General features: G+C 58.9%; 23 protein-coding genes, 2 tRNA genes and 3 rRNA genes. 10 read left to right on the plus strand and 18 right to left on the minus strand.

Features of this window, described 5'->3' with window-relative positions; genetic code table 11:
• Positions 1-77: 77 nt before the first annotated feature.
• The 16 genes from SUTH_RS05100 to SUTH_RS05170 all read right to left on the minus strand — a co-directional run bounded on the left by SUTH_RS05100 (position 78) and on the right by SUTH_RS05170 (position 12,423).
• Positions 78-506, minus strand: coding sequence for a hypothetical protein (locus SUTH_RS05100; RefSeq protein ID WP_041097580.1), 429 nt, complete (start codon positions 504-506; stop codon positions 78-80).
• Complete coding sequence (locus SUTH_RS05105) at positions 503-1,042, minus strand: hypothetical protein (protein WP_041097582.1); 540 nt, start codon at positions 1,040-1,042, stop codon at positions 503-505. Before SUTH_RS05105 ends, SUTH_RS05100 begins: the two co-directional genes overlap by 4 nt.
• A 1-nt stretch (position 1,043) precedes the next feature.
• Positions 1,044-1,640 (minus strand): hypothetical protein, encoded by a 597-nt coding sequence (locus tag SUTH_RS18940; RefSeq protein WP_197539647.1) that lies wholly within the window; start codon positions 1,638-1,640, stop codon positions 1,044-1,046.
• Positions 1,641-1,744: 104 nt separating this feature from the next.
• Complete coding sequence (locus SUTH_RS05110) at positions 1,745-2,425, minus strand: hypothetical protein (protein ID WP_041097584.1); 681 nt, start codon at positions 2,423-2,425, stop codon at positions 1,745-1,747.
• 10 nt (positions 2,426-2,435) lie between these two features.
• Entirely contained in the window at positions 2,436-3,608 is a 1,173-nt protein-coding gene (locus tag SUTH_RS05115; RefSeq protein ID WP_041097585.1) for a vWA domain-containing protein, read from the minus strand.
• On the minus strand, positions 3,602-4,030 hold the full coding sequence (locus tag SUTH_RS05120; protein ID WP_041097587.1) for a GxxExxY protein: 429 nt from the start codon (positions 4,028-4,030) through the stop codon (positions 3,602-3,604). The genes SUTH_RS05115 and SUTH_RS05120 overlap by 7 nt, the downstream gene beginning before the upstream one ends.
• Positions 4,031-4,061: 31 nt before the next feature.
• Positions 4,062-4,904: an AAA family ATPase gene (locus SUTH_RS05125; RefSeq protein ID WP_041101735.1), complete on the minus strand. Its 843-nt coding sequence runs from the start codon at positions 4,902-4,904 to the stop codon at positions 4,062-4,064.
• Positions 4,905-4,998: 94 nt separating this feature from the next.
• The gene (locus tag SUTH_RS05130; RefSeq protein ID WP_041097589.1) at positions 4,999-5,424 is read right to left on the minus strand and encodes a DUF1841 family protein; all 426 of its coding nucleotides are present in this window, start codon (positions 5,422-5,424) and stop codon (positions 4,999-5,001) included.
• The gene (gene nth, locus SUTH_RS05135; RefSeq protein ID WP_041097591.1) at positions 5,417-6,049 is read right to left on the minus strand and encodes an endonuclease III; all 633 of its coding nucleotides are present in this window, start codon (positions 6,047-6,049) and stop codon (positions 5,417-5,419) included. The genes SUTH_RS05130 and nth overlap by 8 nt, the downstream gene beginning before the upstream one ends.
• The gene (gene rsxE, locus SUTH_RS05140) at positions 6,046-6,747 is read right to left on the minus strand and encodes an electron transport complex subunit RsxE (protein ID WP_041097593.1); all 702 of its coding nucleotides are present in this window, start codon (positions 6,745-6,747) and stop codon (positions 6,046-6,048) included. The genes nth and rsxE overlap by 4 nt, the downstream gene beginning before the upstream one ends.
• Positions 6,744-7,442, minus strand: coding sequence for an electron transport complex subunit RsxG (gene rsxG / locus SUTH_RS05145; RefSeq protein WP_052473278.1), 699 nt, complete (start codon positions 7,440-7,442; stop codon positions 6,744-6,746). Before rsxG ends, rsxE begins: the two co-directional genes overlap by 4 nt.
• Positions 7,439-8,461 carry an RnfABCDGE type electron transport complex subunit D gene (locus tag SUTH_RS05150; protein WP_041097595.1) on the minus strand — a complete coding sequence of 341 codons (1,023 nt, stop codon included), beginning with the start codon at positions 8,459-8,461 and terminating at the stop codon, positions 7,439-7,441. Before SUTH_RS05150 ends, rsxG begins: the two co-directional genes overlap by 4 nt.
• Before the next feature lie 8 nt (positions 8,462-8,469).
• On the minus strand, positions 8,470-10,161 hold the full coding sequence (gene rsxC, locus SUTH_RS05155; protein ID WP_041097597.1) for an electron transport complex subunit RsxC: 1,692 nt from the start codon (positions 10,159-10,161) through the stop codon (positions 8,470-8,472).
• Positions 10,158-10,721, minus strand: coding sequence for an electron transport complex subunit RsxB (rsxB, locus tag SUTH_RS05160; protein WP_041097599.1), 564 nt, complete (start codon positions 10,719-10,721; stop codon positions 10,158-10,160). The genes rsxC and rsxB overlap by 4 nt, the downstream gene beginning before the upstream one ends.
• Before the next feature lie 2 nt (positions 10,722-10,723).
• A complete protein-coding gene (gene rsxA, locus SUTH_RS05165) occupies positions 10,724-11,308 on the minus strand; it encodes an electron transport complex subunit RsxA (RefSeq protein ID WP_041097601.1) in 585 nt (194 codons plus the stop codon).
• A gap of 101 nt (positions 11,309-11,409) precedes the next feature.
• Positions 11,410-12,423, minus strand: a complete 1,014-nt coding sequence (locus SUTH_RS05170; RefSeq protein ID WP_408054957.1) for a quinone-dependent dihydroorotate dehydrogenase — start codon at positions 12,421-12,423, stop codon at positions 11,410-11,412.
• Between the two features lie 416 nt (positions 12,424-12,839).
• Here SUTH_RS05170 and SUTH_RS05175 point away from each other — a divergent pair.
• From SUTH_RS05175 to tilS, 7 genes are all read left to right on the plus strand, one after another.
• A 16S ribosomal RNA gene (locus tag SUTH_RS05175) occupies positions 12,840-14,377 on the plus strand.
• A gap of 57 nt (positions 14,378-14,434) precedes the next feature.
• A tRNA-Ile gene (locus SUTH_RS05180) sits at positions 14,435-14,511 on the plus strand.
• 157 nt (positions 14,512-14,668) lie between these two features.
• A tRNA-Ala gene (locus tag SUTH_RS05185) sits at positions 14,669-14,744 on the plus strand.
• A 250-nt stretch (positions 14,745-14,994) separates the two neighbouring features.
• Positions 14,995-17,988: ribosomal RNA gene (locus tag SUTH_RS05190) — 23S ribosomal RNA — on the plus strand.
• Positions 17,989-18,125: 137 nt separating this feature from the next.
• Positions 18,126-18,240 (plus strand): 5S ribosomal RNA (gene rrf / locus SUTH_RS05195).
• Together the 16S, 23S and 5S rRNA genes with 2 tRNA genes alongside form the textbook arrangement of a ribosomal RNA operon.
• Before the next feature lie 130 nt (positions 18,241-18,370).
• A complete protein-coding gene (locus SUTH_RS05200) occupies positions 18,371-19,339 on the plus strand; it encodes an acetyl-CoA carboxylase carboxyltransferase subunit alpha (protein ID WP_041097602.1) in 969 nt (322 codons plus the stop codon).
• Between the two features lie 7 nt (positions 19,340-19,346).
• Entirely contained in the window at positions 19,347-20,276 is a 930-nt protein-coding gene (gene tilS / locus SUTH_RS05205; protein WP_052473280.1) for a tRNA lysidine(34) synthetase TilS, read from the plus strand.
• Here the strand turns inward: tilS and SUTH_RS05210 are convergent.
• Positions 20,273-20,890, minus strand: coding sequence for a response regulator transcription factor (locus tag SUTH_RS05210; RefSeq protein ID WP_041097604.1), 618 nt, complete (start codon positions 20,888-20,890; stop codon positions 20,273-20,275). The genes tilS and SUTH_RS05210 overlap by 4 nt on opposite strands.
• Complete coding sequence (locus tag SUTH_RS05215) at positions 20,887-22,854, minus strand: PAS domain S-box protein (RefSeq protein ID WP_052473281.1); 1,968 nt, start codon at positions 22,852-22,854, stop codon at positions 20,887-20,889. Before SUTH_RS05215 ends, SUTH_RS05210 begins: the two co-directional genes overlap by 4 nt.
• Before the next feature lie 142 nt (positions 22,855-22,996).
• Here SUTH_RS05215 and SUTH_RS05220 point away from each other — a divergent pair, with 142 nt between their 5' ends.
• The 3 genes from SUTH_RS05220 to SUTH_RS05230 all read left to right on the plus strand — a co-directional run bounded on the left by SUTH_RS05220 (position 22,997) and on the right by SUTH_RS05230 (position 26,126).
• Positions 22,997-24,001: a TRAP transporter substrate-binding protein gene (locus SUTH_RS05220; protein ID WP_041101743.1), complete on the plus strand. Its 1,005-nt coding sequence runs from the start codon at positions 22,997-22,999 to the stop codon at positions 23,999-24,001.
• A gap of 104 nt (positions 24,002-24,105) precedes the next feature.
• Positions 24,106-24,846: a TRAP transporter small permease gene (locus SUTH_RS05225; protein ID WP_041097606.1), complete on the plus strand. Its 741-nt coding sequence runs from the start codon at positions 24,106-24,108 to the stop codon at positions 24,844-24,846.
• Complete coding sequence (locus SUTH_RS05230; RefSeq protein WP_041097608.1) at positions 24,843-26,126, plus strand: TRAP transporter large permease; 1,284 nt, start codon at positions 24,843-24,845, stop codon at positions 26,124-26,126. Before SUTH_RS05225 ends, SUTH_RS05230 begins: the two co-directional genes overlap by 4 nt.
• Positions 26,127-26,139 lie beyond the last annotated feature (13 nt).

A 26,139-nucleotide genomic window follows, 5' to 3' on the forward strand; every position in this document is an offset into this window, starting at 1 on the left:
TCGGCGGAACGGGTATTCTGAAAGTCGGCGCTGGCGGGACGGCGGGAGCCGGCTAGACAGAGTCAAAATTGGCTTGACTATTCACCCAAGTGTGCTGTCAGGAACAGTGATTTTTCCAATGAAGAAAAGAAGTCCTGATATGCCTTGGGGTCTTCGATCGGCTGGATGTTCAACTGACCGTTTGCACGGACCGCCATTTGTGTGTTGCCTTTAGGCCTTACTGATACTGTCATCCGAATTGCAAGTTGTTGTTGATATTTTGTCCCGCTGACGGTTCCGAGCATCATGTCAGCACGCTCAACAACGAAAGAAAGGTCTTGCAGAGTGCTAATGACTCCACGCATAACCTTCTCTTTGTCAGCCGTATCGAATAGCCTAGTCTGGTAGCTACGCTTCTGTAGTTGAGACTGGTCGCTTGAATCGAGGACACGTTCCTTCATGGTGGCGTTGCATCCACCAAGAAATATGGCAGCGGTAATGACGGTCAGTGCGGCAGGATGTTTCATATCTTTTGCGCCTCCAGAAAGATCGATTTGGATAGCTTCTCAAAAAAACCTTCGTAGAGTTCGTTATCGCTCAGGGTCTCCGCAAACAGGCTGTTATCAGTTCGTCGAACTACGCGCTGGAACGTGATTCTTACGAAGTGGCTATCGGTTGGGGCAGTTTCTTTTGTTGCTTGTAGGGGCCTAACCACTAGCGAAACGCGGATGGTCTGGTCTTTGCTGACAGGTGTAGCGCCGCCACCGAGGAGGGCGATAATTATCGCTGCTGCGACTTCTCCACCATGCGTCGCATCACGCTGCTTGCTCGCTGTGAGTACCCCAAGTTTTGTTTCAGAGTTGTCAAGCGTATAGCCCAAGTCCTGTAGAACGTTAGAGGATGCGACTAGGATGCTTTCTTCCTTGGCGCCGTCATATCGACGTGTTTCAATTTGACGTCGTGCCAATTGCTCTGGCGTCACGACAAACGCATTGGGTGGCAAAGTAACGCAGCCGGATAGCAGTACTGATATTGCTATAACGCAACCCAGAAGACGTCTCATGTCAGAACCTCGACGTATGGTAAGCAAAGTCCCGTACTTTGCTAGTTTTGTCAAACTTGATAATCACCGTCAGTGTTCGTTGACTAGTCGATGAAGCACCTGCACTAGAACTCCCTCCTCCACCGAGACCGCCTGCGGCACCATGACCAAAACCGAAGATCAACGCGTTAACACCACCACTGCTGCCTGAATAAACTCTTTCAGTAGCGATCTTGTCGTAAACCCAGACTTCTCTGCGCTCATCATCAGTGCTGATCATGTTTGGTGACCCAAGGACAGAAACAACATCGGCGCCGCTCATGCCGATACGGATTTCTTTCTGAACCACACCAACAGTCAATCGATCGCCCGTATCGTCCTGAACAGCCCTTCGGTGTTCTCCTGCCGTTTGACAGCCGCTGGCTAACAGGGCAACAAATGCTGTGAGAATGATATTGATGACAAAACGGTTCATGGCGAAATTTCCTTGTTGGTTTTTTACTGCTGGCGAATTGCTCTCTTGAATCGGAGCGCAAGCAAGTAATAGCTTCCACAGCACAGCCATCCGAGCAACAAGAATATCACTGTCGCATAACGAGTGGCCGTTTTTCTTTCTCAATGATTGTTGGTGAAAGCCCGCGTCCGAATTGCTCCACTGACAGGATTGGGCTCAAAGCAGGCAGGCAGGGGCGGGATCCATTCAGGAATCCTGCCGAGATCCCGTCAGTACCTCGGCCCGCCCTGCCCATAGAACGGCGGCCAGCGGCCGACCAGGGCTTCGAGCAGCTTGAGTTCGTCGTCGCTGTGGTTGATGACGCCGGCCGGCACCATCATTTTCGGCATTTTCATGTCGTTGTGGATGTACATCGGTTTGTCGTGGTGGGTGGTGCTGTAGCGCTCGGCTTCCTGCGGCGCGGCGCCGGGCGTCAGCTCGACGTCGCCGTAGCAGAGGCAGAAGTAGGTGCGCGCCGTGGCGCCCGCGCCTTCATCCTCGATGTAGCAGCCGGTGCCGCGGATGCCGATGGTGGCGGTGGATACCTGGATCGTGCGCGCGCCCTTGCCGAACACCGAGAGCAGCTTGCCGGTGACCACGCGCATCAGGTTCAGTGCGACGTCGGCGCCGAAATTGACGGTGGAGCTTTCGCGTTGCAGGAAGGCATCCTGGCCGATGACGTAGATCGCTTCGCTGCCGGGGCCGGTAACCACCGTATCGCCAGCGCCGACTAACTGGCCTTCGCGCGCCGGCTTGCCATTCACGCTGACGGTGCCGCGCAGCTTGTGCACGCCGGGCGCGACAGGCGCATTGCCTTTCGCCAGGGCGTTGCCGATCAGTCCGGAGATTCCCGCCGGGCCGAACAGGCCGGCGGCGGCGAGGGCTTTCAGCAAGCGGCGGCGTAGCTGCATGGTCGACTCCTTATTTGTTCAGTTCGCGCATGGCGCGTTCGAGACCCGCCAGCGTCAGCGGGAACATGCGGCTGTTGAAAATGGTGCGGATCAGCTCGATGGAATGTCGATAGTCCCATAAACGTTCGGGTTCGGGGTTGAGCCAGACGGCGCGCGGCCAGGTGTCGAGCATGCGCTGCAGCCAGACCGCGCCGGCTTCTTCATTGGAATATTCGACCGAGCCGCCGGGCTGCAGGATTTCATAGGGGCTCATGGTGGCATCGCCGACCACCACTACCTTGTAGTCCTCGCCGTACTTGTGCATCACGTCCCACAGCGGGAAGCGCTCGCCATGGCGGCGGCGATTGTCCTTCCAGACGTAGTCGTAGATACAGTTGTGGAAGTAGTAATACTCGAGGTGCTTGAATTCGCTCTTGGCCGCCGAGAACAGCTCCTCGCAGACCTTGATGTGGTCGTCCATCGAGCCGCCGATGTCGAGGAACAGCAGCACCTTGACCTTGTTGTGCCGCTCGGGGCGCATCCTGATGTCGAGCCAGCCGGCGTTGCGCGCCGTGCCGGCGATGGTGCCGTCCAGATCCAGCTCGTCCTCGGCGCCTTCGCGGGCGAAGCGGCGCAGGCGGCGCAGCGCGATCTTGATGTTGCGCGTGCCGAGCTCCACGGTGTCGTCGAGGTTGCGGTATTCGCGGTTTTCCCAGACCTTGATCGCGGTGCGGTTGCCGGCCGATTCGCCGCCGATGCGGATGCCTTCGGGATGGTAGCCGCCGTGGCCGAAGGGCGAGCTGCCGCCGGTGCCGATCCACTTGCTGCCGCCGGCGTGGCGTTCCTTCTGCTCTTCGAGGCGCTTCTTGAATTCCTCCATCAGCTTGTCCCAGCCGAGCTTTTCCAGCTTGGCCTTTTCCTCGGGCGTCAGATGCTTCTTCATCAGCATCTTGAGCCATTCCTCGGGAATGTCGGCGTCGAGGCCGGGGACCGCCGTTACGCCCTTGAAGTATTCGCCGAAGGCCTGGTCGAACTTGTCGTAATGCGTCTCGTCCTTGACCAGGCAGGTGCGCGCCAGAAAGTAGAAGTCGTCGATCGAGTTGCCCGCGACGTGCTCCTTTAGCGCCTCCAGCAGCGTGAGGAACTCGCGCGTGGAAACGGGGAGTTTCTTCGCCTTGAGGTGGAGGAAGAAATCGATCAGCATGAAAGGCTCACATCGTCCGCAGATTTCGCAGATTTGCGCAGATTAAGAACAAAGCGCTTGTATTCGAGGCTAGGTGCTCCGAAATTGAGCAGCAGTGCTTTGCTTCGCCGCGCGGCTTTCAAGTAGTTGATGATCTGGGCGTAGTCGCTGGCTGTAAGCTTGCTTATTGCCTTCAATTCGACAACCAGATCGTCATAGCAGAGAAAGTCGGCGCGATAGGCGCAGGATAGCGGCTTGCCCCGATAGTGAACCGGAAGTGTTGCTTCTCGTTGAAAAGGAATGTTCCTGGCCGCCAACTCCAGACCGAGTGCTTCCTGATACACGGCTTCCAGAAAACCGTGCCCGAGCTCACCATGCACCGCCATCGCGGCACCGATGATCGCGTGAGTCTGAGCATCCCTCGCGGCTGTATCTGAATTCATCTGCGCAAATCTGCGAAATCTGCGGACAAAATCAGCGGTTCTGCCGGGCCATGAACACCAGCCGCTCGAACAGATGCACGTCCTGCTCGTTCTTCAGCAGCGCACCGGCCAGCGGCGGCACCACGGTCTTGCGATCCTTCGAGCGCAAGGCTTCCGGCGGAATGTCTTCGGCGACCAGCAACTTGAGCCAGTCGAGCAGTTCCGAGGTCGAGGGCTTCTTCTTCATGCCCGGCACCTCGCGCAGTTCGAAGAACACTTCCATCGCCTCGCGCAGCAGGTTCTGCTTCAGCTTGGGGAAGTGCACATCGACGATGCGGCCCATGGTCTCCTTGTCCGGGAACTTGATGTAGTGGAAGAAGCAGCGGCGCAGGAAGGCGTCGGGCAGTTCCTTCTCGTTGTTCGAGGTGATGATGACGATGGGGCGCACGGCGGCGCGGATGGTCTGCCGCGTTTCGTACACGTGGAACTCCATGCGGTCGAGTTCGCGCAGCAGGTCGTTGGGGAATTCGATGTCGGCCTTGTCCACTTCGTCGATCAGGATCACGGAGGGCTTGCCCTGCTCGAAGGCCTGCCACAGCACGCCCTTGACGATGTAGTTGGAAATGTCCTTGACCTTCTCGTCGCCGAGCTGCGAATCGCGCAGGCGCGACACCGCGTCGTATTCGTAGAGGCCCTGCTGCGCCTTGGTGGTGGACTTGATGTGCCATTGCAAGAGCGGCACGCCCAGGGCGCCGGCGACTTCCTCGGCCAGCATGGTCTTGCCGGTGCCGGGCTCGCCCTTGATCAGCAGCGGGCGTTGCAGGGTGATCGCGGCGTTGACCGCGAGCATCAGGTCGGGGGTGGCGACGTAGGAGTTGGTTCCTTCAAAGCGCATGATGTTTTCTTTCAAGGTTGAAGCAATAGATTATCCCAGAGTGGATGTGTTTGGCCGCATCGCCGTGTCGGCAGCGCCGACTTTTGGTGGACGGTTAGCCGGCCTTGCGTCGCACGCAATCGACATAGGCGTCGCCGTCCGGGGGCAGCCTGCTGCGCTGGGCGCGCCAGAGCATTTCGCCGAGGCATTCGAGCACGTCGTGAAGTGCCTCGTGGCGGTCGCCGCGCCTGCTTTGCAGGGTGTTGAAGGCGGCGCGGATGCCCGGCGGCTGGTCGATGGACAACTGTTCCTCGATCGCGAGGTGCAGCGACAGGTGCAGGAAAGGGTTGGTCTCACCTTGCTCCGGCGTCCATTCGCGGGTCAACGCGTCCTCGGCTTCGAGCAGGGCGTGGTATTCGGGATGCAGCGCGACGAGGTCGGCGGCCAGCGTGTCCATCGGCGTGCCGGGCAGCCGGTTGCGGCGCTTGGCCCAGACGTCGATCAGGAACTGGCGCGCCTGGTCGCGGCTCGGATTAAACATTTTTCTCCTTGCAGGCGCAGAGGTCGAAGACCGGGCAATGCACGCAATCAGGGCTGCGCGCCTTGCAGGTGTAGCGGCCGAGCAGGATCAGCCAGTGGTGGGCGTGCAGGCGGAATTCGGCGGGCACCACCTTGAGCAGCTTCTGTTCGACCGCTTCGACCGTGCTGCCCGGCGCCAGTCCGGTGCGGTTGCCGACGCGGAAGATGTGGGTGTCGACCGCGATGGTGGGTTCGTGGAAGGCGATGTTGAGCACCACGTTGGCGGTCTTGCGGCCGACGCCGGGCAGGGCTTCGAGAGCGGCGCGGTCATGCGGCACGTCGCCGCCGTGGCGTTCCAGCAGCAGGCGCGAGAGGGCCACGACGTTCTTGGCCTTGGTCGGATAGAGGCCGATGGTATTGATGTATTCGGCAAGACCTTCCACGCCCAGCGCGGCGATCGCCTGCGGTGTCGGGTGGTCGCGGAACAGCGCGCGCGTGGCGCGATTCACGCCCTTGTCGGTGGCCTGGGCGGAAAGCACCACGGCCACCAGCAACTGAAAGGGTGTCGCGTATTCGAGTTCGGATTTCGGCTCGGGGTTCGCCGCCGCGAGGCGGGAAAAGAACTCGCGAACCTTCTTCGGGCTCATGCCGGCGCCGAACTTGGGTGATCGGTGGCGTGTTCAGCCTGATGGTGGATGCGCTGTTCGCGCATGCGCTGGTTGGCGCGCGCATCGAGCCAGTTGCGGCCGGCGATCAGCAGGCCCAGGACGAAGAAGGCGCCGGGCGGCAGCATGGCGATCAGGAAGCCCGGATAGTCCACCGGCAAGATCTGGATGCCGGACAGCGTCGGGAAGATCATCTCGATGCCGGAAAATAGCGTGCCCTGGCCGATCAACTCGCGCACGGCGCCGAGCAGCGCGATCACCCAGACGAAGCCGATGCCCATCATCAATCCGTCGAAGGTGGCTGCGCGCAGCCCATTCTTGGCGGCGAAGGCCTCGACGCGGGCCAGCACGATGCAGTTGGTGACGATCAGCGGGATGAAAATGCCGAGCACCAGATACATGTCGTGCAGGAAGGCGTTGAACAGGAGATCGACCACGGTGACCAGCGCGGCGATGATCAGGATGAACACGGGGATGCGAATCTCGTAGGGAATGAAAGCGCGCAACGCGGAAATCCCGAAATTGGACAGCATCATGACGACGATGGTCGCCAGGCCGAGGCTCGTTGCATTCACGAAATTGGTGCTCACGGCCAGCAGCGGACACAGGCCCAGCACCTGGGCGAGGATGGTGTTCTGCTTCCAGATGCCGTTCCAGGCAATTTCCTTGTAGGCGCTCATGGCTGCTTCTCCTCAAAACGGCTGTTGGCCGGCAGGGCGAACAGCTTGTCCCGATTCTCCACTGCCCATGCCAGCGCACGGCCGCTGGCATTGGTCACGGCCCGGGCCGAAATGGTCGCGCCGCTCATCTGGTCGAAACGTCCACCATCCTTTTTCACGCGCCATTTTTTGGGCGGCACGCTGTCGAAGCCGAGCTTGCTGAACTGCGTGATCCACGGCTGCGTCTTGTTCTTGTCCTTCTTCGGGTCGATATAGTCGCCCAGGCCCGGCGTTTCCTTGTGGGTGGTGACGCGCAGGGCCAGCAGCCTGCCACTGGCATCGACGGCTAGGATCAGGCTGATGCGGCCGGAATAACCATCCCGCGCCGCCGCTTCGAATACCAGCGCCACGGGGGCTCCGCCCTTGCGTGCGCGCCAGACCCGGGTTTCGTCGTCGAGCCCGAGGATTCCTTGCGGCGGCAGGATGATCGAATCAGCCATCAGGTCGTTGTCGTACTGGCCGGGCGGCAGCACTTCGCCGATCAGGCGCAGCTTCTCGGCCAGCGCGCTGGCCGTGACCATGGGTTCGGTGGCCTTGTAGGTGCCGGCCATCAGGGCGGTGAACACCAGCGTGAAGGCCAGCAGGATGGCCGCGGTACGCACCGAGATGCGCAGCACGCTGGATTCGCGCCGGGTGACTTCGATGGACTCGCTCATTTGGGGTCATCCCCCTTGATCTTGTGCCCGAACACCGGCGGCTGCGTGTACATGTCGATCAGCGGGGCGGCGATGTTCATCAGCAGGACGGCAAACGCAATGCCATCCGGGTAGGCGCCGAAGGTGCGGATGATCCAGGTCAGCACCGCGGCGCCGGCGGCGAAGATCAGCTTGCCCTTTGGCGTGGTGGCTCCGGAAACGGGATCGGTGACGATGAAGAAGGCGGCAAGCATGGCGCCACCGGTAAACAACTGGAAGCCGGGTCCGGCAAAGCGCTCGGGATCATGAAGGGCGAAAGCGCCCGAGATGACGAACAGCGTGGCCAGGAAGGCGGCGGGCATGTGCCAGGTGATGATGCGCTGCTGGAGCAGATACAAACCTCCGAGGAAGTAGCCGGCGGCGATCCACTCCCAGCCTTTGCCGCCGACGTTGCCGAAAGTGGCCTTGGTGCCCAGCACGCCGCCTATCATTGCCCGCTGTTCCGGATCGCGCAGCACCGTGCGCAGCGCGTCGAGCGGTGTGGCCATGGTCATGGCATCGAGGACCTGGCGGTTGCCGAAAATCGCCTCCCATTGCACGGCAAAATCGGTGGCGTCCACTCTCGGCCATTGCGACATGAGCAGCGGATAGGCGACGATCATCAGCGCAAAGGCCACCATGGCCGGGTTGAAGGGATTCTGTCCCAGTCCGCCATACAGGTGCTTGGCGACGACGATGGCGAGCAGGGTGCCGAGCACGGTCAGCCACCACGGCGCGATCGAGGGAAAGGTCAATGCGATCAGCCAGGCGGTGACCAGCGCAGATCCGTCGCCGAGGAACATCATCAGCGGCTTGCCGCGCAGCTTCAGCATCGCGGCTTCGGCCGCCAGCGCGGTAATCGAGGCCAGGGCGATCTGCACCAGTATCCCGGCGCCGAAGAACCAGACGTAGGCGGCGATGCCCGGCAGCAGCGCGAGCAGAACCCGCAACATCACGGATTGGACACTGGCGGGTTGGCGGAAGTAGGGTGAGTTGTTCACGGTCTTGTCTAGTCGTCCTGCCGCAGATGCGGCTTGGCCATTTCGCGGATTTCGGCGCGGCGCGCCTCGATGGCGGCGATTTCGGCCTGCTGTTCGGGGGTCAGGTTGCTGACGTTCTCGGGATGCGCCTGCTCCTTCTGCGCGCGGGCCCGCTCAAGGGCCGCCGCGATGAGCGCTTTCTTCGCATCCTGCTCCGGCGTGACGGCCGGCTTCTCGGCTTCGGCCAGCGCCACGGCGGCCTTTTCGCGCCCGGCGGCGGTCTTGGCCGCGAGCTTGGCGGCTTTCTCCTGCTTCTCGCGTTCTTCGCGCAGCAGGCGGAATTCGTAGCGCTCGCGCGCAACGTCGGCGGCTTCCTTCTCGGTTTCGCGCGCCCAGATTTCGCTCTTGGCGAAGCGGTAGTAATCGACCAGCGGAATGCGCGAGGGGCAGACATAGGCACAGCAGCCGCATTCGATGCAGTCGAACAGGTTGTACTCCTGCGCCTTGCCGAAGATTTTTGCCCGCGAGAACCAGTACATTTCGAAAGGTTGCAGGTCGCTCGGGCAGGCCTTGGCGCATTCGCCGCAGCGGATGCAGGGCATCTCGGGCGGCGGCGGCGGGAACAGCTTCTTCGACCCGACCAGCACGCAGTTTGCGGCCTTGACCACCGGCACGCTGTCATCCGGCATCAGCAGGCCCATCATCGGGCCGCCCATGATCACGCGGTCGCTGTCCGGCAGCGGTCCGCAGAGGGCGATGATGTCGCGCATCGGGGTGCCGAGCAGCACTTCATAGTTTCGTGCCTTTCCGACATTGCCGGCCACGGTGACGATGCGCGAGATCAGCGGCTGGCCGAGCGCAATCGCCTCGTAAATGGCATAGGCCGTGCCGACATTGAAGCATTGCAGGCCATAGTCCGTGGAGCGTTTTCCGTGCGGCACCTCGATGCCGGTCAACACCCGCATCAGCTGCTTGGCGCCGCCCGCCGGATAGCGCGTCGGCACCGACACCACTTTGAACGCGTCCTCCCTCGCGGCTGCGTTTGCCGCCCGGGCGGCGATTTCCATCGCGGCGATGGCTTCCGGCTTGTTGTCTTCGATGCCGATCAGCACTTGCCCGGCGGCGAGCATCTCGCGCATGATCGCGGCGCCGTCGAGGATGGTCGCGGCGCGCTCGCGCATCAGCAGGTCGTCGCAGGTAATGAAGGGCTCGCATTCGGCGCCGTTCAGGACCAGGGTATCGAGCTTGCCCTGCTTTCCGGGATTGAGCTTGAGATAGCTCGGGAACACCGCTCCGCCCAGGCCGACGACACCCGCGTCGCGCAGGTAGTCGCGGGTTTGCGTCGGCGTTGCGCTGCGGAAGTCGAAGGGCTGGCGCGGAATCCATTCGTCGCGGCCGTCCGGCTCGATCACCACGCACAGCGCCGACAGCCCCGAGGTATGCGGCATCAGGCGCATTTCGACGGCGACCACGGTGCCCGAGGTCGAGGCATGCACGGCGGACGACACGTTGCCGTCGGCGCCGCCGATGCGCTGGCCCTTGAGCACGCGTTCTCCCGCCGCGACCATGGGGCGCGGCATGCCGCCGATGCTCTGGTGCAGCGGGATCACCAGCCGGGTCGACGTTGGCGCCACGGCGATCGGCAGCCCGGTCGATGCTTCCTTGTTGTAGGCCGGCTTGACACCGCCGTGAAACTTGAACAGTCGCTGGAGGGCGGTCATGCCGCCTCCTTTTGCGCCGGAGTGATCTTGACCACGGGGTATTTCCACTTCCAGGTTTCCACGCTCTCGGCAATCGGCTGCATGGATATGCAATCGACCGGGCAAGGCGGCAGGCACAGTTCGCAGCCGGTGCATTGCGGGGCGACGATGGTATGCATCTGCTTCGCGGCGCCGACGATGGCATCGACCGGGCAGGCCTGGATGCACAGCGTGCAACCGATGCAGCTTTGTTCGTCGATGACCGCGACCGACTTCGGTTTCTCAATCCCGTGTTCGGCGGAAAGCGACTTGAACTCGCGGCCGAGGAGGTCGGCAAGCTTGTGGATGCCTTCGTCGCCCCCCGGCGGACAGCAGTTGATGTCGGCCTCGCCCTTGGCGATGGCCTGTGCGTAAGGTTTGCAGCCGGGGAAGCCGCACTGGCCGCATTGCGTCTGCGGCAGGATGGCATCGATCTTGTCGACCAGCGGATCGCCTTCGACGCGAAAGCGCACCGCGGCATAACCGAGTGCGGCGCCCAGCACGACGGCGCCCAGCGCCATGACCAGAATTGCCTCGAACATCTTTACTTGTACTTGTCCAGGCCAGCGAAGCCCATGAATGCAAGGCTCATCAGGCCCGCAGTGATCATGGCAATGGCCGTGCCGCGAAAGTGAATTGGAACATCGGCCGCTTCGAGGCGCTCGCGAATGCCGGCGAAGAGGATCAGCGCCAGCGTGAATCCGACCGCACTGCCGAAGCCGAACAGCAGGGATTCGAGGAAGTTGTGGCGCAGGCTCACATTGAGCAGTGGAATGCCGAGCACGGCGCAATTGGTGGTGATCAGCGGCAGGTAGATGCCGAGCACCTGGTGCAGCAGCGGACTGGTCTTCTGGATCACCAGTTCCGTCAGTTGCACGATCGCGGCGATCGTGACGATGAAGGACAGCGTGCGCAGGTATTCGAGCTGATTGGGTATCAGCAGCCAGCGATCGATGACATAGCTGGCGCCGCAGGCCATGGTCAGGACGAAGGTCGTCGCCGCTCCCATGCCAACAGCGGTTTCGAGCTTCTTGGAAACGCCCATGAAGGGGCACAAGCCAAGAATGCGGACGAAGACGACGTTATTGACGAGGACGGCGCCGAGAACAACGAAGAGGTAACTGGTCATGATGCGCGGAAAGCCGCGACAGCTCCGCAACAATTGGTGGAGATCAAATTATCTCGCTTTTAATGGTATTTGCGCAAGTCGACAAATTGTAGCTGCCACGCTCAGGTGTGGGTAGCTTCGATGCATTCGGCGACAAGCTGCGGGCCGCTGTAGATCAGGCCGCTGTAGATTTGCACCAGCGCCGCGCCCGCATCCAGTTTGGCGCGCGCCCGTTCGCCGCTGGTAATCCCTCCGGCGGCAATGATGGGCAATTCCCCACCAAGAGCATGGGCAAGGCTGCGGATCACGGCAGTGGATTTCTCAAACAGCGGGCTGCCGGAAAGTCCGCCAGCCTCGTTTGCGAGCGGCGACGTTTCGACACCTTCGCGGCCAAGCGTGGTATTGGTCGCAATCACGGCGTCGATCCGGTGCCGGCGAAGGACGTCGGCGATGTTGACGATCTGGCTTTCATCGAGATCGGGCGCGATCTTCAGCGCCAGCGGAACGTACTTGCCGTGCTGGTCGGATAGTGTGGTCTGGCGGGATTTCAGGGCGGCCAGCAGGGCATCGAGTTCGGATGCCCCCTGCAACTGGCGCAGGTTCTTGGTATTGGGCGACGATATGTTGACCGTGATGTAGCTGGCCGGGAGGTAGGCTTTGTCGAGGCAGATCAGGTAATCGTCGACCGCCTGCTCGATGGGCGTATCGAAATTTTTCCCGATGTTGATCCCGAGAATTCCCCGGTAGCGGACCTGTGCCAGGCGTTCGCGCAATGCGTCGATCCCGGCATTGTTGAAGCCCATGCGGTTGATGATGGCCTGTTGTTCGGGGAGCCGGAACAGGCGGGGTTTGGGATTGCCCGGTTGCGGGCGCGGGGTGACCGTGCCCACTTCCAAAAAGCCGAAGCCGAGACGGCTCAAGCCATCAAGGGCGGTTCCATTTTTGTCGAGGCCGGCTGCCAGCCCGACGCGGTTGGGGAAATGGAGTCCCATCACTTCGACCGGCGCCGTCTTTTCTGGCGGCAAGTTGTGCAACCAGAGCGAGTCGCCTATGGCCAGAAGCTTGAGCGTCAATTCATGGGCTCGCTCGGCGTCAAGCGAGAAAAGGAGCGGCCGAATCAGTGCGTACGGAATCATGGCGGAGGATTCTACGATGCCCGCGAGAAGAAGATTTTTTGCGGAAGTCGAAAGAAAAAACAGCGGAGGGGTTTACACAAGGGAAATGCGTCCCTATAATCTCGTTTCTCTGCTGATTGCGGAGCCGCTGAAGGAAGGCGGAAGTTCTTTAAAAACCAAACAACCGATAGGTGTAGGTGCTTGCTGTGCTGGAGGTGGTGGTGGGCTGTCGTTCCGAAATCGAAGGGACGGTGGCTGACCGGAGTCGAAAGACGAGGGTTGAGTTCTGAGGGTAATCCGGAAGGGTTGCGTGAAGGATCTGCTGCTGCTGGATGCTAAGAGTATTAAAAGCAAGTGCTTACACGAAACAAACAGTAAGGTTAAATGCAAATTTAGCCTCTGAGATTCGTTTGAGCGAGTAGTAAAAAAGACAGATTGAACTGAAGAGTTTGATCCTGGCTCAAATTGAACGCTGGCGGAATGCTTTACACATGCAAGTCGAGCGGCAGCGCGGGGGCAACCCTGGCGGCGAGCGGCGAACGGGTGAGTAACATATCGGAACGTACCCCGTCGTGGGGGATAACACAGCGAAAGTTGTGCTAATACCGCATACGACCTGAGGGTGAAAGCGGGGGACCGTAAGGCCTCGCGCGATGGGAGCGGCCGATATCGGATTAGCTAGTTGGTGGGGTAAAGGCTCACCAAGGCGACGATCCGTAGCTGGTCTGAGAGGACGACCAGCCACACTGGAACTGAGACACGGTCCAGACTCCTACGGGAGGCAGCAGTGGGGAATTTTGGACAATGGGGGCAACCCTGATCCAGCCATTCCGCGTGAGTGAAGAAGGCCTTCGGGTTGTAAAGCTCTTTCGGCAGGAACGAAACGGTGGTCCTTAATACGGGCTACTAATGACGGTACCTGAAGAAGAAGCACCGGCTAACTACGTGCCAGCAGCCGCGGTAATACGTAGGGTGCGAGCGTTAATCGGAATTACTGGGCGTAAAGCGTGCGCAGGCGGTTCCATAAGACAGATGTGAAATCCCCGGGCTTAACCTGGGAACTGCGTTTGTGACTGTGGGACTCGAGTGTGGCAGAGGGGGGTGGAATTCCACGTGTAGCAGTGAAATGCGTAGAGATGTGGAGGAACACCGATGGCGAAGGCAGCCCCCTGGGTCAACACTGACGCTCATGCACGAAAGCGTGGGGAGCAAACAGGATTAGATACCCTGGTAGTCCACGCCCTAAACGATGCGAACTAGGTGTTGGGGAAGGAGACTTTCTTAGTACCGCAGCTAACGCGTGAAGTTCGCCGCCTGGGGAGTACGGTCGCAAGATTAAAACTCAAAGGAATTGACGGGGACCCGCACAAGCGGTGGATGATGTGGATTAATTCGATGCAACGCGAAAAACCTTACCTACCCTTGACATGTCAGGAAGTCTGCTGAGAGGCGGATGTGCCCGAAAGGGAACCTGAACACAGGTGCTGCATGGCTGTCGTCAGCTCGTGTCGTGAGATGTTGGGTTAAGTCCCGCAACGAGCGCAACCCTTGTCATTAATTGCCATCATTCAGTTGGGCACTTTAATGAGACTGCCGGTGACAAACCGGAGGAAGGTGGGGATGACGTCAAGTCCTCATGGCCCTTATGGGTAGGGCTTCACACGTCATACAATGGTCGGTACAGAGGGTTGCCAACCCGCGAGGGGGAGCCAATCCCACAAAGCCGATCGTAGTCCGGATCGCAGTCTGCAACTCGACTGCGTGAAGTCGGAATCGCTAGTAATCGTGGATCAGCATGTCACGGTGAATACGTTCCCGGGTCTTGTACACACCGCCCGTCACACCATGGGAGTGGGTTCCACCAGAAGTAGGTAGTCTAACCGCAAGGAGGGCGCTTACCACGGTGGGATTCATGACTGGGGTGAAGTCGTAACAAGGTAGCCGTATCGGAAGGTGCGGCTGGATCACCTCCTTTCTAGAGCAAAGGCGTGGTGAGCACCTACAACCTATCGGTTGTTTAGAACCCAACAGCGGGTCTGTAGCTCAGCTGGTTAGAGCACCGTCTTGATAAGGCGGGGGTCGATGGTTCGAACCCATCCAGACCCACCATTGGTCTGCGATAACCGGCGCATGACGGCGTTGTCGCCTCGCTTGCATACCAATGCGTATGCGGCGCGAGGTTCCGCCTTGTCCTGCTTGATTCTCGCAGACCAATGTGGCCGCTAGGGGTGATGAGGCTTTTGCAGTGCGTACTGCGCCGCAAAAAGGGGGATTAGCTCAGCTGGGAGAGCACCTGCTTTGCAAGCAGGGGGTCGTCGGTTCGATCCCGTCATCCTCCACCAAGAACAAAAGCCGTTATTCAAGTCAGCTTCGATGGAAGCGATTTGAATAACAGTTTTTACTGTTTCGGTTGTTGGATCTTTAAAAATTCGGAAGAAGTAAGGTTGTGTCACCCTGGAAGGGGTGGCACATGGGTTGTGATTGTATCTTCACGACTCCCGTCCTTTGAACCGGCGCGGGGGTCTGAAAAAGTAATACTTTGGTTGCTTCCTGTAGAGGAGGATTTCGGGGAACCGGAGTTCAATGTTATAGGGTCAAGTGACTAAGTGCATGTGGTGGATGCCTTGGCGATTACAGGCGATGAAGGACGTTGTAGCCTGCGAAAAGCTGCGGGGAGCTGGCAAACAAGCTTTGATCCGCAGATGTCCGAATGGGGAAACCCACTCCGCAAGGAGTATCCCTGACTGAATACATAGGTCAGTGGAAGCGAACCCGGCGAACTGAAACATCTAAGTAGCCGGAGGAACAGAAATCAACCGAGATTCCCTAAGTAGTGGCGAGCGAACAGGGACCAGCCTGCAAGAGATAACTATTTTGTTAGTGGAACGCTCTGGAAAGTGCGGCCGTAGTGGGTGATAGCCCCGTACGCGAAAACAAAGTAGCGAGACTAAGTTTGCGACAAGTAGGGCGGGACACGTGAAATCCTGTCTGAAGATGGGGGGACCATCCTCCAAGGCTAAATACTCGTAATCGACCGATAGTGAACCAGTACCGTGAGGGAAAGGCGAAAAGAACCCCGGGAGGGGAGTGAAATAGATCCTGAAACCGCATGCATACAAACAGTGGGAGCCCCTCCTTTAATGGCCTTCGAGGGCTTTGACGTCGACGCGTAGCGACGGCGGCAAAAGTTCGAAGGGAGGAGTGAAATGGACCTCTTGGCAGTTCGGAGAGAGGGCCATTAAAGGAGGGGTGACTGCGTACCTTTTGTATAATGGGTCAGCGACTTACGTTCTGTAGCGAGCTTAACCGAATAGGGGAGGCGTAGCGAAAGCGAGTCTGATAAGGGCGCTTTAGTTGCAGGGCGTAGACCCGAAACCAGATGATCTACCCATGGCCAGGATGAAGGTGCCGTAACAGGTACTGGAGGTCCGAACCCACTAATGTTGAAAAATTAGGGGATGAGCTGTGGGTAGGGGTGAAAGGCTAAACAAATCTGGAAATAGCTGGTTCTCCCCGAAAGCTATTTAGGTAGCGCCTCAGGTATCACTCGCGGGGGTAGAGCACTGTAATGGTTGGAGGGGTCATTGCGATCTACTCCGCCATAGCAAACTCCGAATACCGCGAAGTGCGAGCCTGGGAGACAGACGGTGGGTGCTAACGTCCATCGTCAAGAGGGAAACAACCCAGACCGCCAGCTAAGGTCCCCAAGCCATGGTTAAGTGGAAAACGAAGTGGGAAGGCATAGACAGTCAGGAAGTTGGCTTAGAAGCAGCCATCCTTCAAAGAAAGCGTAATAGCTCACTGATCGAGTCGTCCTGCGCGGAAGATGTAACGGGGCTCAAACCATGCACCGAAGCTGCGGATGTGCGTAAGCACATGGTAGGGGAGCGTTCTGTAGGTCTGCGAAGGTGTGGTGTAAACCATGCTGGAGATATCAGAAGTGCGAATGCTGACATGAGTAGCGATAAAGGGTGTGAAAAGCACCCTCGCCGAAAGCCCAAGGTTTCCTGCGCAACGTTCATCGGCGCAGGGTGAGTCGGCCCCTAAGGCGAGGCCGAAAGGCGTAGTCGATGGGAAACGGGTCAATATTCCCGTACCGATCTGTAATGCGATGGGGGGACGGAGAAGGTTAGCTCAGCCGGGTGTTGGACGTCCCGGTTTAAGCGTGTAGGCGTGCTGCATAGGCAAATCCGTGCGGCTTAGTCGAGGCGTGATGACGAGGAACTTCGGTTCTGAAGTGAGTGATACCCTGCTTCCAGGAAAAGCCTCTAAGCTTCAGTTACAGATTGACCGTACCGCAAACCGACACAGGTGGGCAGGATGAAAATTCTAAGGCGCTTGAGAGAACTCAGGAGAAGGAACTCGGCAAATTGATACCGTAACTTCGGGAGAAGGTATGCCTCGGTAGCGTGAAGCCCCTCGCGGGTGGAGCGTGATGAGGTCGCAGAGAATCGGTGGCTGCAACTGTTTAATAAAAACACAGCACTCTGCAAAGGCGAAAGCCGACGTATAGGGTGTGACGCCTGCCCGGTGCCGGAAGGTTAAGTGATGGGGTGCAAGCTCTTGATCGAAGCCCCGGTAAACGGCGGCCGTAACTATAACGGTCCTAAGGTAGCGAAATTCCTTGTCGGGTAAGTTCCGACCTGCACGAATGGCGTAATGATGGCCACACTGTCTCCTCCTGAGACTCAGCGAAGTTGAAATGTTTGTGAAGATGCAATCTACCCGCGGCTAGACGGAAAGACCCCATGAACCTTTACTGTAGCTTTGCATTGGACTTTGACGGGACTTGTGTAGGATAGGTGGGAGGCTGTGAGGCGTGGTCGCCAGATCGCGCGGAGCCAACCTTGAAATACCACCCTGGTGTCGTTGAGGTTCTAACCTTGGTCCGTGAATCCGGATCGGGGACCGTGCATGGCAGGCAGTTTGACTGGGGCGGTCTCCTCCCAAAGAGTAACGGAGGAGTACGAAGGTCTTCTAAGCACGGTCGGACATCGTGCTCATAGTGCAATGGCAAAAGAAGGCTTGACTGCGAGACCCACAAGTCGAGCAGGTGCGAAAGCAGGTCATAGTGATCCGGTGGTTCTGTATGGAAGGGCCATCGCTCAACGGATAAAAGGTACTCTGGGGATAACAGGCTGATTCCGCCCAAGAGTTCATATCGACGGCGGAGTTTGGCACCTCGATGTCGGCTCATCACATCCTGGGGCTGTAGCCGGTCCCAAGGGTATGGCTGTTCGCCATTTAAAGTGGTACGTGAGCTGGGTTTAAAACGTCGTGAGACAGTTTGGTCCCTATCTGCCGTGGGCGCTGGAAATTTGAGGGGGCCTGCTCCTAGTACGAGAGGACCGGAGTGGACGGATCTCTGGTGTACCGGTTGTCACGCCAGTGGCATCGCCGGGTAGCTAAATCCGGAAGAGATAAACGCTGAAAGCATCTAAGCGTGAAACTCGCCTCAAGATGAGATTTCCCGGGGGTTCAACCCCCCTGAAGGGTCGTCCAAGACCAGGACGTTGATAGGTCAGGTGTGGAAGCGCAGCAATGCGTTAAGCTAACTGATACTAATTGCCCGTGCGGCTTGACCCTATAACAGTGAACTTCAGTTCCTGTATAGAACAACCAAAGACAACACAATCACCACCCAACACTTACTTCTCCCGAATCATGTGCTCCGGCCCAACGCCCCTCAACAGGTCGCGCCACCCCGAAGCACCCCCTTCAAGTCTGGTGCCCATAGCGTCTTGGTACCACCCCTTCCCATCCCGAACAGGACCGTGAAACGGGACCGCGCCGATGATATTGCACTTCACCGTGTGAGAAAGTAGGTCAGCGCCAGACTCCCCCTTGAAACCCCTCCCCCGGATTGCCGGCGGAGGGGTTTGGCTTTTACGGGCGGACATAAAATCGGCGATCGCGGGACGGTGGCCCGGATTGGCTAGATGCCACGGCTGACTGCTAAAATGCGTTCATGAAAACAAGCTTTCTTGAATTCGAACAGCCTATCGCGGAACTTGAGGCGAAGATCGAGCAGCTGCGCTTCGTGCAGGATGATTCCGCAGTCGACATATCGGAGGAAATCTCCCGTCTGGACGCAAAGAGTCAGAGCCTGACCAAGGAGATTTACGCCAAGCTCACTCCATGGCAATGTGCTCTGGTTGCCCGGCACCCGCAGCGGCCGTATACTTTGGACTACCTTGGGTTGGTGTTTACCGACTTCGAGGAACTTCACGGCGATCGCAACTATGCCGACGACCACGCCATCGTTGGCGGCTTGGCCCGGTTCAATGGGCAGTCATGCATGGTGATCGGTCACCAGAAAGGGCGGGATACCAAAGAGAAAATCCATCGGAATTTCGGCATGCCGCGGCCCGAGGGATATCGAAAGGCCCTGCGCTTGATGCGATTGGCGGAAAAGTTCGGACTCCCTGTCTTTACCTTTGTCGATACGCCCGGGGCTTATCCTGGTATCGATGCCGAAGAGCGCGGACAGTCGGAAGCGATTGGACGCAATCTGGCGGTCATGACGGAGCTCAAAGTACCGTTGATCGCCACCGTGATCGGAGAGGGTGGATCAGGCGGCGCCTTGGCGATTGCGGTTGCCGATGTCGTAGCGATGCTTCAATACTCGACCTATTCCGTAATTTCGCCTGAGGGCTGTGCATCGATTCTGTGGAAAAGCGCCGAGCGGGCAGGTGATGCGGCCGAAACCATGGGTATTACTGCACCTCGTCTCAAGTCGCTTGGATTGATCGACCGCATCATCAACGAGCCGGTTGGAGGCGCGCATCGTGACCATCGTGCGATGGCGCAGAGTGTGAAGAAGTCCCTGCAAGAGGCACTCAAGCAACTTGCCGGCTTGTCGACAAGCGAGCTCATCGAGCGGCGCTTCGAGCGTCTGATGAGTTATGGCCGGTTCAAGGAACAAACCATTCACTGAGCCCGTTTTGCAGGCTGTTGCGGCCTGTTTTCTGCGCTATACAAGGCCGGGCCAGTCCGTCGTCGTCGGCTTTTCGGGCGGGCTCGATTCCTCGGCCCTGCTTCACGCTGCGGCCTGCCAGGCGAAGGAATCGGCCATCGAGCTTTCGGCCCTGCATGTTCATCATGGATTGAGCACGAATGCCGATGCCTGGGCGGACGCCTGCCAACGGGTCTGCAAGCAGTTGGAGGTTCCGCTGGAAGTACTCCGCGTGGATGTCCCGATAACAACTGGCGAAGGAGTCGAGGCGGCGGCTCGAAACGTGCGTCACCAAGCGCTTGCCGGTCATTCGGCCGACTGGATTCTTCTTGCACACCACGCCGGCGACCAGGCGGAAACCGTTCTGCATAACCTGCTGCGCGGAGCGGGCGTGCGCGGAGCTGCGGCAATGCCGGAATCACGGGGGCGGGTATTGCGCCCGCTGTTGGGCTTGCCACGTGACGCGCTGCAGGCGTATGCAGAATTCCACCGATTGGCATGGGTCGAGGATGAGAGCAATGCCGATTGCCGATACACGCGAAACTTCCTGCGGCACAAGGTTTTTCCGCTGATCGCCTCGCGCTTCCCCAAGGCAGGCCAGCAGCTTGCTGCTGCAGCCTCACGCTTCAGTGAAGTGGACTCATTGCTTGAAGACCTGGCCTCCCTGGACCTGCGCGGCAGCCCTCCAGAGTTTCCAATGTCATTGGGGCTGTTTCGCGATTTGCCGGACACCCGCTCCAGAAATCTGTTGCGAGCCATGCTGACCTGGCATCAGGTTCAGCCGCCTGACGAATGCCGTCTCAATGAGTTCGTTCGCCAACTGCGTACTACCGGGAACGACAGGCATCCGCGTATCGATCTGGCGCGGTATTCCCTCTGGTGCAAGGCCGGCCATCTTCATTTCAAGAGGCAGGATTAGTTTGGCGGCTTGTTTCCCAACGGGCTGATCGCTTGCGACAGCTCGACAGCCGAGCGGACCTGCATCTTCTCGAAAATGTGGGAGCGATGGACCTCGACGGTCCGCATCGCAATTCCAAGTTCATCGGCGATAACCTTGTTCAATTTCCCGGCCAGAATCCGTTGCATGACTTCCTGCTCGCGGTGTGTCAGTTGTGCCACTTTTTGCTCCAGCAAACGGATCGAGTTTTCCCTGATGCTCCGCTTGTTGTCTTGATCGACGGCGGCCAGAATTTTGTCTACGAGCGCATTGTCGTCATAGGGCTTTTCGATGAAGTCGAAGGCCCCGTCCTTCAGGGCCTGGACCGCCATTGGAACGTCGCCGTGCCCTGTCAGAAATATGACCGGCAGTCGGCATTGCAGCGCACGCAGCCGATCGAACAACTCGATGCCACTCATTCCCGGCATCCGTACATCCAGCAACAGGCAGCCGCACAGGTCTCGACTGGCGAAGGCGAGAAACTCCTGGGCGGATTCCCATGTCCGTGATTCAACATCACGTGACTGCAGCAACCATTTCAATGCGTCGCGGACCGCCGGATCGTCGTCGACAATGTGGGTAGTAGTACCGCTCATGTGGCAGCCAGAGGCAGCAAAATATGGAACATCGTTCCCCCTTCCGGGTTGGCCTCAAACGAGAGGCGGCCGCGATGATTTTCCACGACCGAACGACAGATTGCCAGCCCCATGCCCATGCCTTCAGCCTTTGTCGTGAACAGCGGATCAAACAGCTTGTCGGCGACGCTGGCGTCAATCCCGCAACCCTGGTCGGCAATCGTCAGTCGGGCATAGTGGTCGGCACACGCAAGCGCAACACTGATTTGGCGTTGGTCTGGCGCCGTATCGCGCATTGATTCCACCGCGTTTCGAAAGAGGTTGAAAAGTGCCTGTTCAAGCAGCACCGGATCCCCTTCGATCAGGGCTTGCGCCTGGATGTCAAGATTGATGCGGATGCCCCTGTTGCGGATATCGGTTTCCATCAAAGCCAGGGCTGCGTCAATGTGCTCCCCAAGCGAAATCAATTCGAAACGATCATTGCTGTGGCGAGCAAGGCTGTAGATACGGCGAATCACTTGCCCTGCGCGCTTCGCCTGTTCCACCGCCTTGTCCAGCGCCGGGACTACCTCTGCCGGCGGGCTGTCGTTGCGCAGCATGTTCGCCGCGCCTGTGCAGTAGCTGGAGATTGCAGCCAGCGGCTGGTTCAGCTCATGTGCAATGCTTGAGGCCATTTCACCCATGGCGACAAGACGTGCCGTGGATTGCAGGTGATCCTGTTGCTGGCGTGCGCGTTCACTCGCCTGTTTTCGCTCGGTGATATCCACCATCGATCCCATCCAGCCGAAATGCTTTCCATGAGCGTCGATCAACGGTGCTTCATGAATCAGCACGTCAATTACCTCCCCATTGCGGCGCTTGAACTTCAGTTCAAAACCTTCTCCCGGCCCTTCTCCGGCGAGTACGCGATCATGAATGGCTCGGGTTTCATCGAGATGGTCGTCTGCCCAGTACGGCATCGGCGGACGACGACCGATCAGTTCTGCTGCCGGCCAGCCAACCATGCGACAGAAGGCCGGATTGACGTAGATGATTTCCCCGTCCAGGTTCCTGGCACGCATGCCGGTGTCGAGGGAGTCTTCCATGGCCTTGCGAAAGGCGTACTCCTGCCGCAATTGCTCCTCGACAGCTTGGCGGCGCACCGCATGGCGACGAAGAATCCACAGGCTCCATAGCACGACCATTGCAAGCACGATCAGGCTGGCTGAGAGCAGTATGCTGGCCACGGGGCGTGGCGCGTGGTAGGGCACCGCGTGGAGGGCCAAACCCCAACCGGGCGGATCGAAGCCGACTTGATAGCCTTCGTCGGTAACCGCCGACTCGACTTTGGAACGCGTTCCAAGGACCTTGCCCGAGTCCTCCACGATGCTGATCCGGTAACGTTCCGCCAGCCACCACGGCACGCTGTCGCCGAGAAGGTCCCGGATTCGGTAGACGCCTACGGCGACACCGACAACCCGGCCTTCCCGCGATACCGGAACGTGCACCTCGAACTGCCAGTCATTGGTGAAGTACGGATACGCCTTTCCATACACGGGCTTTCCCAGTGACCGCGCCAGAAGGAAGCTCTGGCGGGAGGGAACGGCCTCTCCGGCATCGCCAACCAGACTGGGATCCATGGTGATCGGATGTGCGAGTCGTACGGTTCCGTCCGCATCAAGCCAGATCAATTGACGCAATCCGCTCTCGAAGCCGAACATGGTGCGGGCGAAAGACTCAAAGCCTGCCGCATTCGTCGTATGGGCCAGGTCGATACGCCCAAGCAACTCCTCATTGCGGGTCAAATGGAAACGAAGGTTCTGTTCCAGCCACAGCATGTCGCTGATCAGCGTGGCGCGCCGCTCCTCCTTGTCGGCACGGTCGGATGTCCAGAGCAGGAGGGCGACGCCACCGACGAACAGGATGAAGGCCAGCCGTGGCAATATCCACAGCCAGCGCCAGCGGCTGGTGCGCTCCCCGGAGGGTGACGGTGTCGACAATCCCATCACGGGATGTTAGCGTGCCTGATCGCTTTGGGAAGATGTCTGCGGAAATCCACAATAGCCACGCTTGGGATGCCCGCGGAAAATGTGTAGTACCGCATGGTGCGGACTGGATGCTTTTTGCACAAAAAACAGGAGGATGAAAATGAAGATTCGTACCGTATTCGCTGGTCTGGTGGCGGCGACCTTTTCGGCGATCGCTATGGCGCAAGCGCCGATTGTGATCAAGTTCAGCCATGTGGTCGCGGTAGATACCCCCAAGGGCAAGGCATCGGAGTTTTTTGCCAAGAAGGCCGCCGAACTGACCAAGGGCAAGGTCAAGGTAGAGGTCTATGCCAACAGCTCTCTTTACAAGGACAAGGAAGAGATGGAAGCCCTGCAATTGGGCGCCGTGCAGATGCTGGCTCCCTCGCTGGCAAAATTTGGCCCGCTGGGCGTCAAGGAATTCGAGGCGTTCGATTTGCCGTATATTTTTGACAATACCGCCGAGCTTCACAAGATTACGCAAGGTCCGGTCGGCGCTTCGCTCCTGGCCAAGCTGGAGCCCAAGGGCATCAAGGGGCTGGCATTCTGGGACAACGGATTCAAATCGTTCTCCGCCAATAAACCCCTGAAATCTCCTGCGGACTTCAAGGGTCTCAAGATGCGGATTCAGTCGTCAAAAGTGCTTGAATCGCAGATGCGCTCCTTGGGCGCCTTGCCGCAGGTCATGGCTTTCTCGGAGGTTTATCAGGCACTGCAGACCGGCGTGGTTGACGGTACCGAGAACCCGCACTCGAATCTCTACACGCAAAAAATGCACGAGGTACAGAAGCACATGACTCTGACCGAGCATGGTTACCTGGGCTATGCGGTGATCACCAACAAGAAGTTCTGGGATGGTTTGCCGGGGGATGTTCGCGGTCAGCTGGAGCAGGCGATGAAGGAGGCAACTGTCTTCGCCAACAGCATCGCCAAGGAAGAGAACGATGGCGCGCTCGAAAAGATCAAGGCATCGGGAAAAACCCAGGTCTATTCGCCGACCGCAGCCGAGCGCACCGCGATCAAGAAGGCATTGGTGAAGACGCATACGGACATGGAATCCCGGATCGGCAAGGAAACCATCCAGGCGATCTACAAAGAGACCGGCTTCGATCCGGCCAAGCTGTAAGTCTTTTCGCAGGACGCCGTCGACGCGAGACTGCATCGGCGGCGCTTCATCCCATGTCGTGCTTGTGATCGGCGAACAGACCGCTAAACGGGGGAATACCGTTCATGAAATATCTTGATCATCTTGAGGAATGGTTAATCACCTTCCTCATGGGCGCCGCGACACTGATCATTTTTGTTGCGGTAGTCCATCGGTACGCCGCGGGAATGAGCATTCCCGGTCTGCAAGATTGGTTGCTGGCGCTCGATATGGGGTGGGCACAGGAGCTGACCATCATCATGTTCGTCTGGATGGCCAAGTTCGGTGCGGCCTACGGCGTGCGTACCGGCATTCACGTCGGGGTCGATGTGCTGATCAACCGGCTTGACGACAAGGTCCGCAGCAAGTTCATCATTTTCGGCCTGCTCGCCGGGGCGACCTTCACCGGAATCGTTGGAACGCTGGGGGCATTTTTTGTCTGGGACAACGGCGCGCATTACGCGTTTCTGAAGCTGACGGGCATGCCGTTCGGCGATATTCCGGAGGGTCCGACGACTCCGGATCTTGAATGGCCCACCTGGATTGTCTATTCGGCAATTCCCCTGGGCACCAGCCTGATGTGCTTTCGTTTCCTGCAGGTGCTGGCCAACTTCATCAGGACTGGTGAGTTGCCACATCATGACCACGGCCACGTCGATGGCCTTGAGGAAGCGACACCGAAGGTCGACATCGATGTCTATGCCCTGGACGACAACCTGCACATGCACGACCTCAAGCACACGATGATTGGCGACAACCGACGCCGGCAGGACACCGCGGTCGATCCAGACCGCCGCAAGACGGATCTTGGAGGCGAGCCGAAATGAATGCCGCCATAATCTTCCTGTTGCTGCTGGCCCTGATGCTGACGGGCATGCCGATTTCGATTTCGCTCGGCCTGACCGTTCTCAGCTTTCTCTTTTTGTTCACGCACGTACCGCTGGAGTCGGTAGCCCTGAAGCTGTTCACCGGGATCGAGAAGTTCGAGATCATGGCGATTCCGTTCTTCATCCTCGCGGGAAACTTCCTGACCCACGGCGGGGTGGCGAAACGCATGATCCGGTTCGCCTCGTCCATGGTCGGGCATTGGTACGGCGGCCTCGGCTTGTCCGGTGTGGTTGCCTGCGCCTTGTTTGCGGCGATTTCCGGTTCTTCGCCAGCGACGGTGGTGGCGATCGGCTCGATCCTGCTGCCGGCCATGGTCAAGGCGGGCTTCCCCAACAAGTTCGGCGCCGGTGTCATCACCACGTCCGGCGCGCTGGGCATCCTGATTCCGCCCTCGATCGTGATGGTCATGTATTCGGTGGCGACCAATACTTCCGTTGGCGCCTTGTTCATGGCGGGTGTGGTACCCGGCATTGGTCTGGCACTGGTTCTGGGCGGAGTAACCTACTACCGCGCGAGAAAGTTCGACTATCCACGCTTGCCCAAGGCAAGCTTTGCCGAGCGTTTCAAGGCGTTCCGCGAGTCGGCGTGGGGCTTGTTGCTGATCGTGATCGTGATGGGCGGGATATACAGCGGCATGTTTACCCCCACCGAAGCAGCGGCCATGAGCGCGGTCTATGCATTCTTTGTGGCGGTTTTCGTCTACAAGGACCTCGGCATGAAGGACGTGCCGCGCGTGCTGCTCAACTCGGCCAACATGTCGGCGATGCTGCTCTACATCATCACCAATGCGGTGCTGTTCTCCTTCATCATGACCAACGAGAACATTCCACAGGCACTGGCGGACTGGATGTTGGGCCATGGCCTGGGCATGATCACCTTCCTACTGGCGTGCAACATCATCCTGCTGCTGGCGGGCAACTTCATGGAACCTTCGTCGATCGTGCTCATATTTGCGCCGATCCTGTTCCCGGTGGCCATCAAGCTGGGGATCGATCCGGTGCACTTCGGCATCATCATGGTGGTGAACATGGAAGTCGGGATGTGCCATCCCCCAGTGGGCCTCAACCTTTATGTTGCCTCGGGCATCACCAAGATGGGAATTACGGAATTGACGGTCGCCGTCTGGCCGTGGCTGCTTGCAATGCTTTGTTATCTCGGCGTGGTGACCTACTGGCCCGGTTTGTCGATCTGGTTCCCGAAATATCTCGGCATGATGTAGCGCATGTTGGTAT

The organism is Sulfuritalea hydrogenivorans sk43H (assembly GCF_000828635.1).
Lineage (GTDB): Bacteria > Pseudomonadota > Gammaproteobacteria > Burkholderiales > Rhodocyclaceae > Sulfuritalea > Sulfuritalea hydrogenivorans.

Excerpts from the sequence above, each read along its gene's own strand:
- SUTH_RS05100 (WP_041097580.1), bottom strand. The coding sequence starts at position 506 with ATGAAACATCCTGCCGCACTGACCGTCATTACCGCTGCCATATTTCTT.
- SUTH_RS05105 (WP_041097582.1), bottom strand. The coding sequence starts at position 1,042 with ATGAGACGTCTTCTGGGTTGCGTTATAGCAATATCAGTACTGCTATCC.
- SUTH_RS05110 (WP_041097584.1), bottom strand. The coding sequence starts at position 2,425 with ATGCAGCTACGCCGCCGCTTGCTGAAAGCCCTCGCCGCCGCCGGCCTG.
- SUTH_RS05115 (WP_041097585.1), bottom strand. The coding sequence starts at position 3,608 with ATGCTGATCGATTTCTTCCTCCACCTCAAGGCGAAGAAACTCCCCGTT.
- SUTH_RS05120 (WP_041097587.1), bottom strand. The coding sequence starts at position 4,030 with ATGAATTCAGATACAGCCGCGAGGGATGCTCAGACTCACGCGATCATC.
- SUTH_RS05125 (WP_041101735.1), bottom strand. The coding sequence starts at position 4,904 with ATGCGCTTTGAAGGAACCAACTCCTACGTCGCCACCCCCGACCTGATG.
- SUTH_RS05130 (WP_041097589.1), bottom strand. The coding sequence starts at position 5,424 with ATGTTTAATCCGAGCCGCGACCAGGCGCGCCAGTTCCTGATCGACGTC.
- nth (WP_041097591.1), bottom strand. The coding sequence starts at position 6,049 with ATGAGCCCGAAGAAGGTTCGCGAGTTCTTTTCCCGCCTCGCGGCGGCG.
- rsxE (WP_041097593.1), bottom strand. The coding sequence starts at position 6,747 with ATGAGCGCCTACAAGGAAATTGCCTGGAACGGCATCTGGAAGCAGAAC.
- rsxG (WP_052473278.1), bottom strand. The coding sequence starts at position 7,442 with ATGAGCGAGTCCATCGAAGTCACCCGGCGCGAATCCAGCGTGCTGCGC.
- rsxC (WP_041097597.1), bottom strand. The coding sequence starts at position 10,161 with ATGACCGCCCTCCAGCGACTGTTCAAGTTTCACGGCGGTGTCAAGCCG.
- rsxB (WP_041097599.1), bottom strand. The coding sequence starts at position 10,721 with ATGTTCGAGGCAATTCTGGTCATGGCGCTGGGCGCCGTCGTGCTGGGC.
- rsxA (WP_041097601.1), bottom strand. The coding sequence starts at position 11,308 with ATGACCAGTTACCTCTTCGTTGTTCTCGGCGCCGTCCTCGTCAATAAC.
- SUTH_RS05170 (WP_408054957.1), bottom strand. The coding sequence starts at position 12,423 with ATGATTCCGTACGCACTGATTCGGCCGCTCCTTTTCTCGCTTGACGCC.
- SUTH_RS05200 (WP_041097602.1), top strand. The coding sequence starts at position 18,371 with ATGAAAACAAGCTTTCTTGAATTCGAACAGCCTATCGCGGAACTTGAG.
- SUTH_RS05210 (WP_041097604.1), bottom strand. The coding sequence starts at position 20,890 with ATGAGCGGTACTACTACCCACATTGTCGACGACGATCCGGCGGTCCGC.
- SUTH_RS05215 (WP_052473281.1), bottom strand. The coding sequence starts at position 22,854 with ATGGGATTGTCGACACCGTCACCCTCCGGGGAGCGCACCAGCCGCTGG.
- SUTH_RS05220 (WP_041101743.1), top strand. The coding sequence starts at position 22,997 with ATGAAGATTCGTACCGTATTCGCTGGTCTGGTGGCGGCGACCTTTTCG.
- SUTH_RS05225 (WP_041097606.1), top strand. The coding sequence starts at position 24,106 with ATGAAATATCTTGATCATCTTGAGGAATGGTTAATCACCTTCCTCATG.
- SUTH_RS05230 (WP_041097608.1), top strand. The coding sequence starts at position 24,843 with ATGAATGCCGCCATAATCTTCCTGTTGCTGCTGGCCCTGATGCTGACG.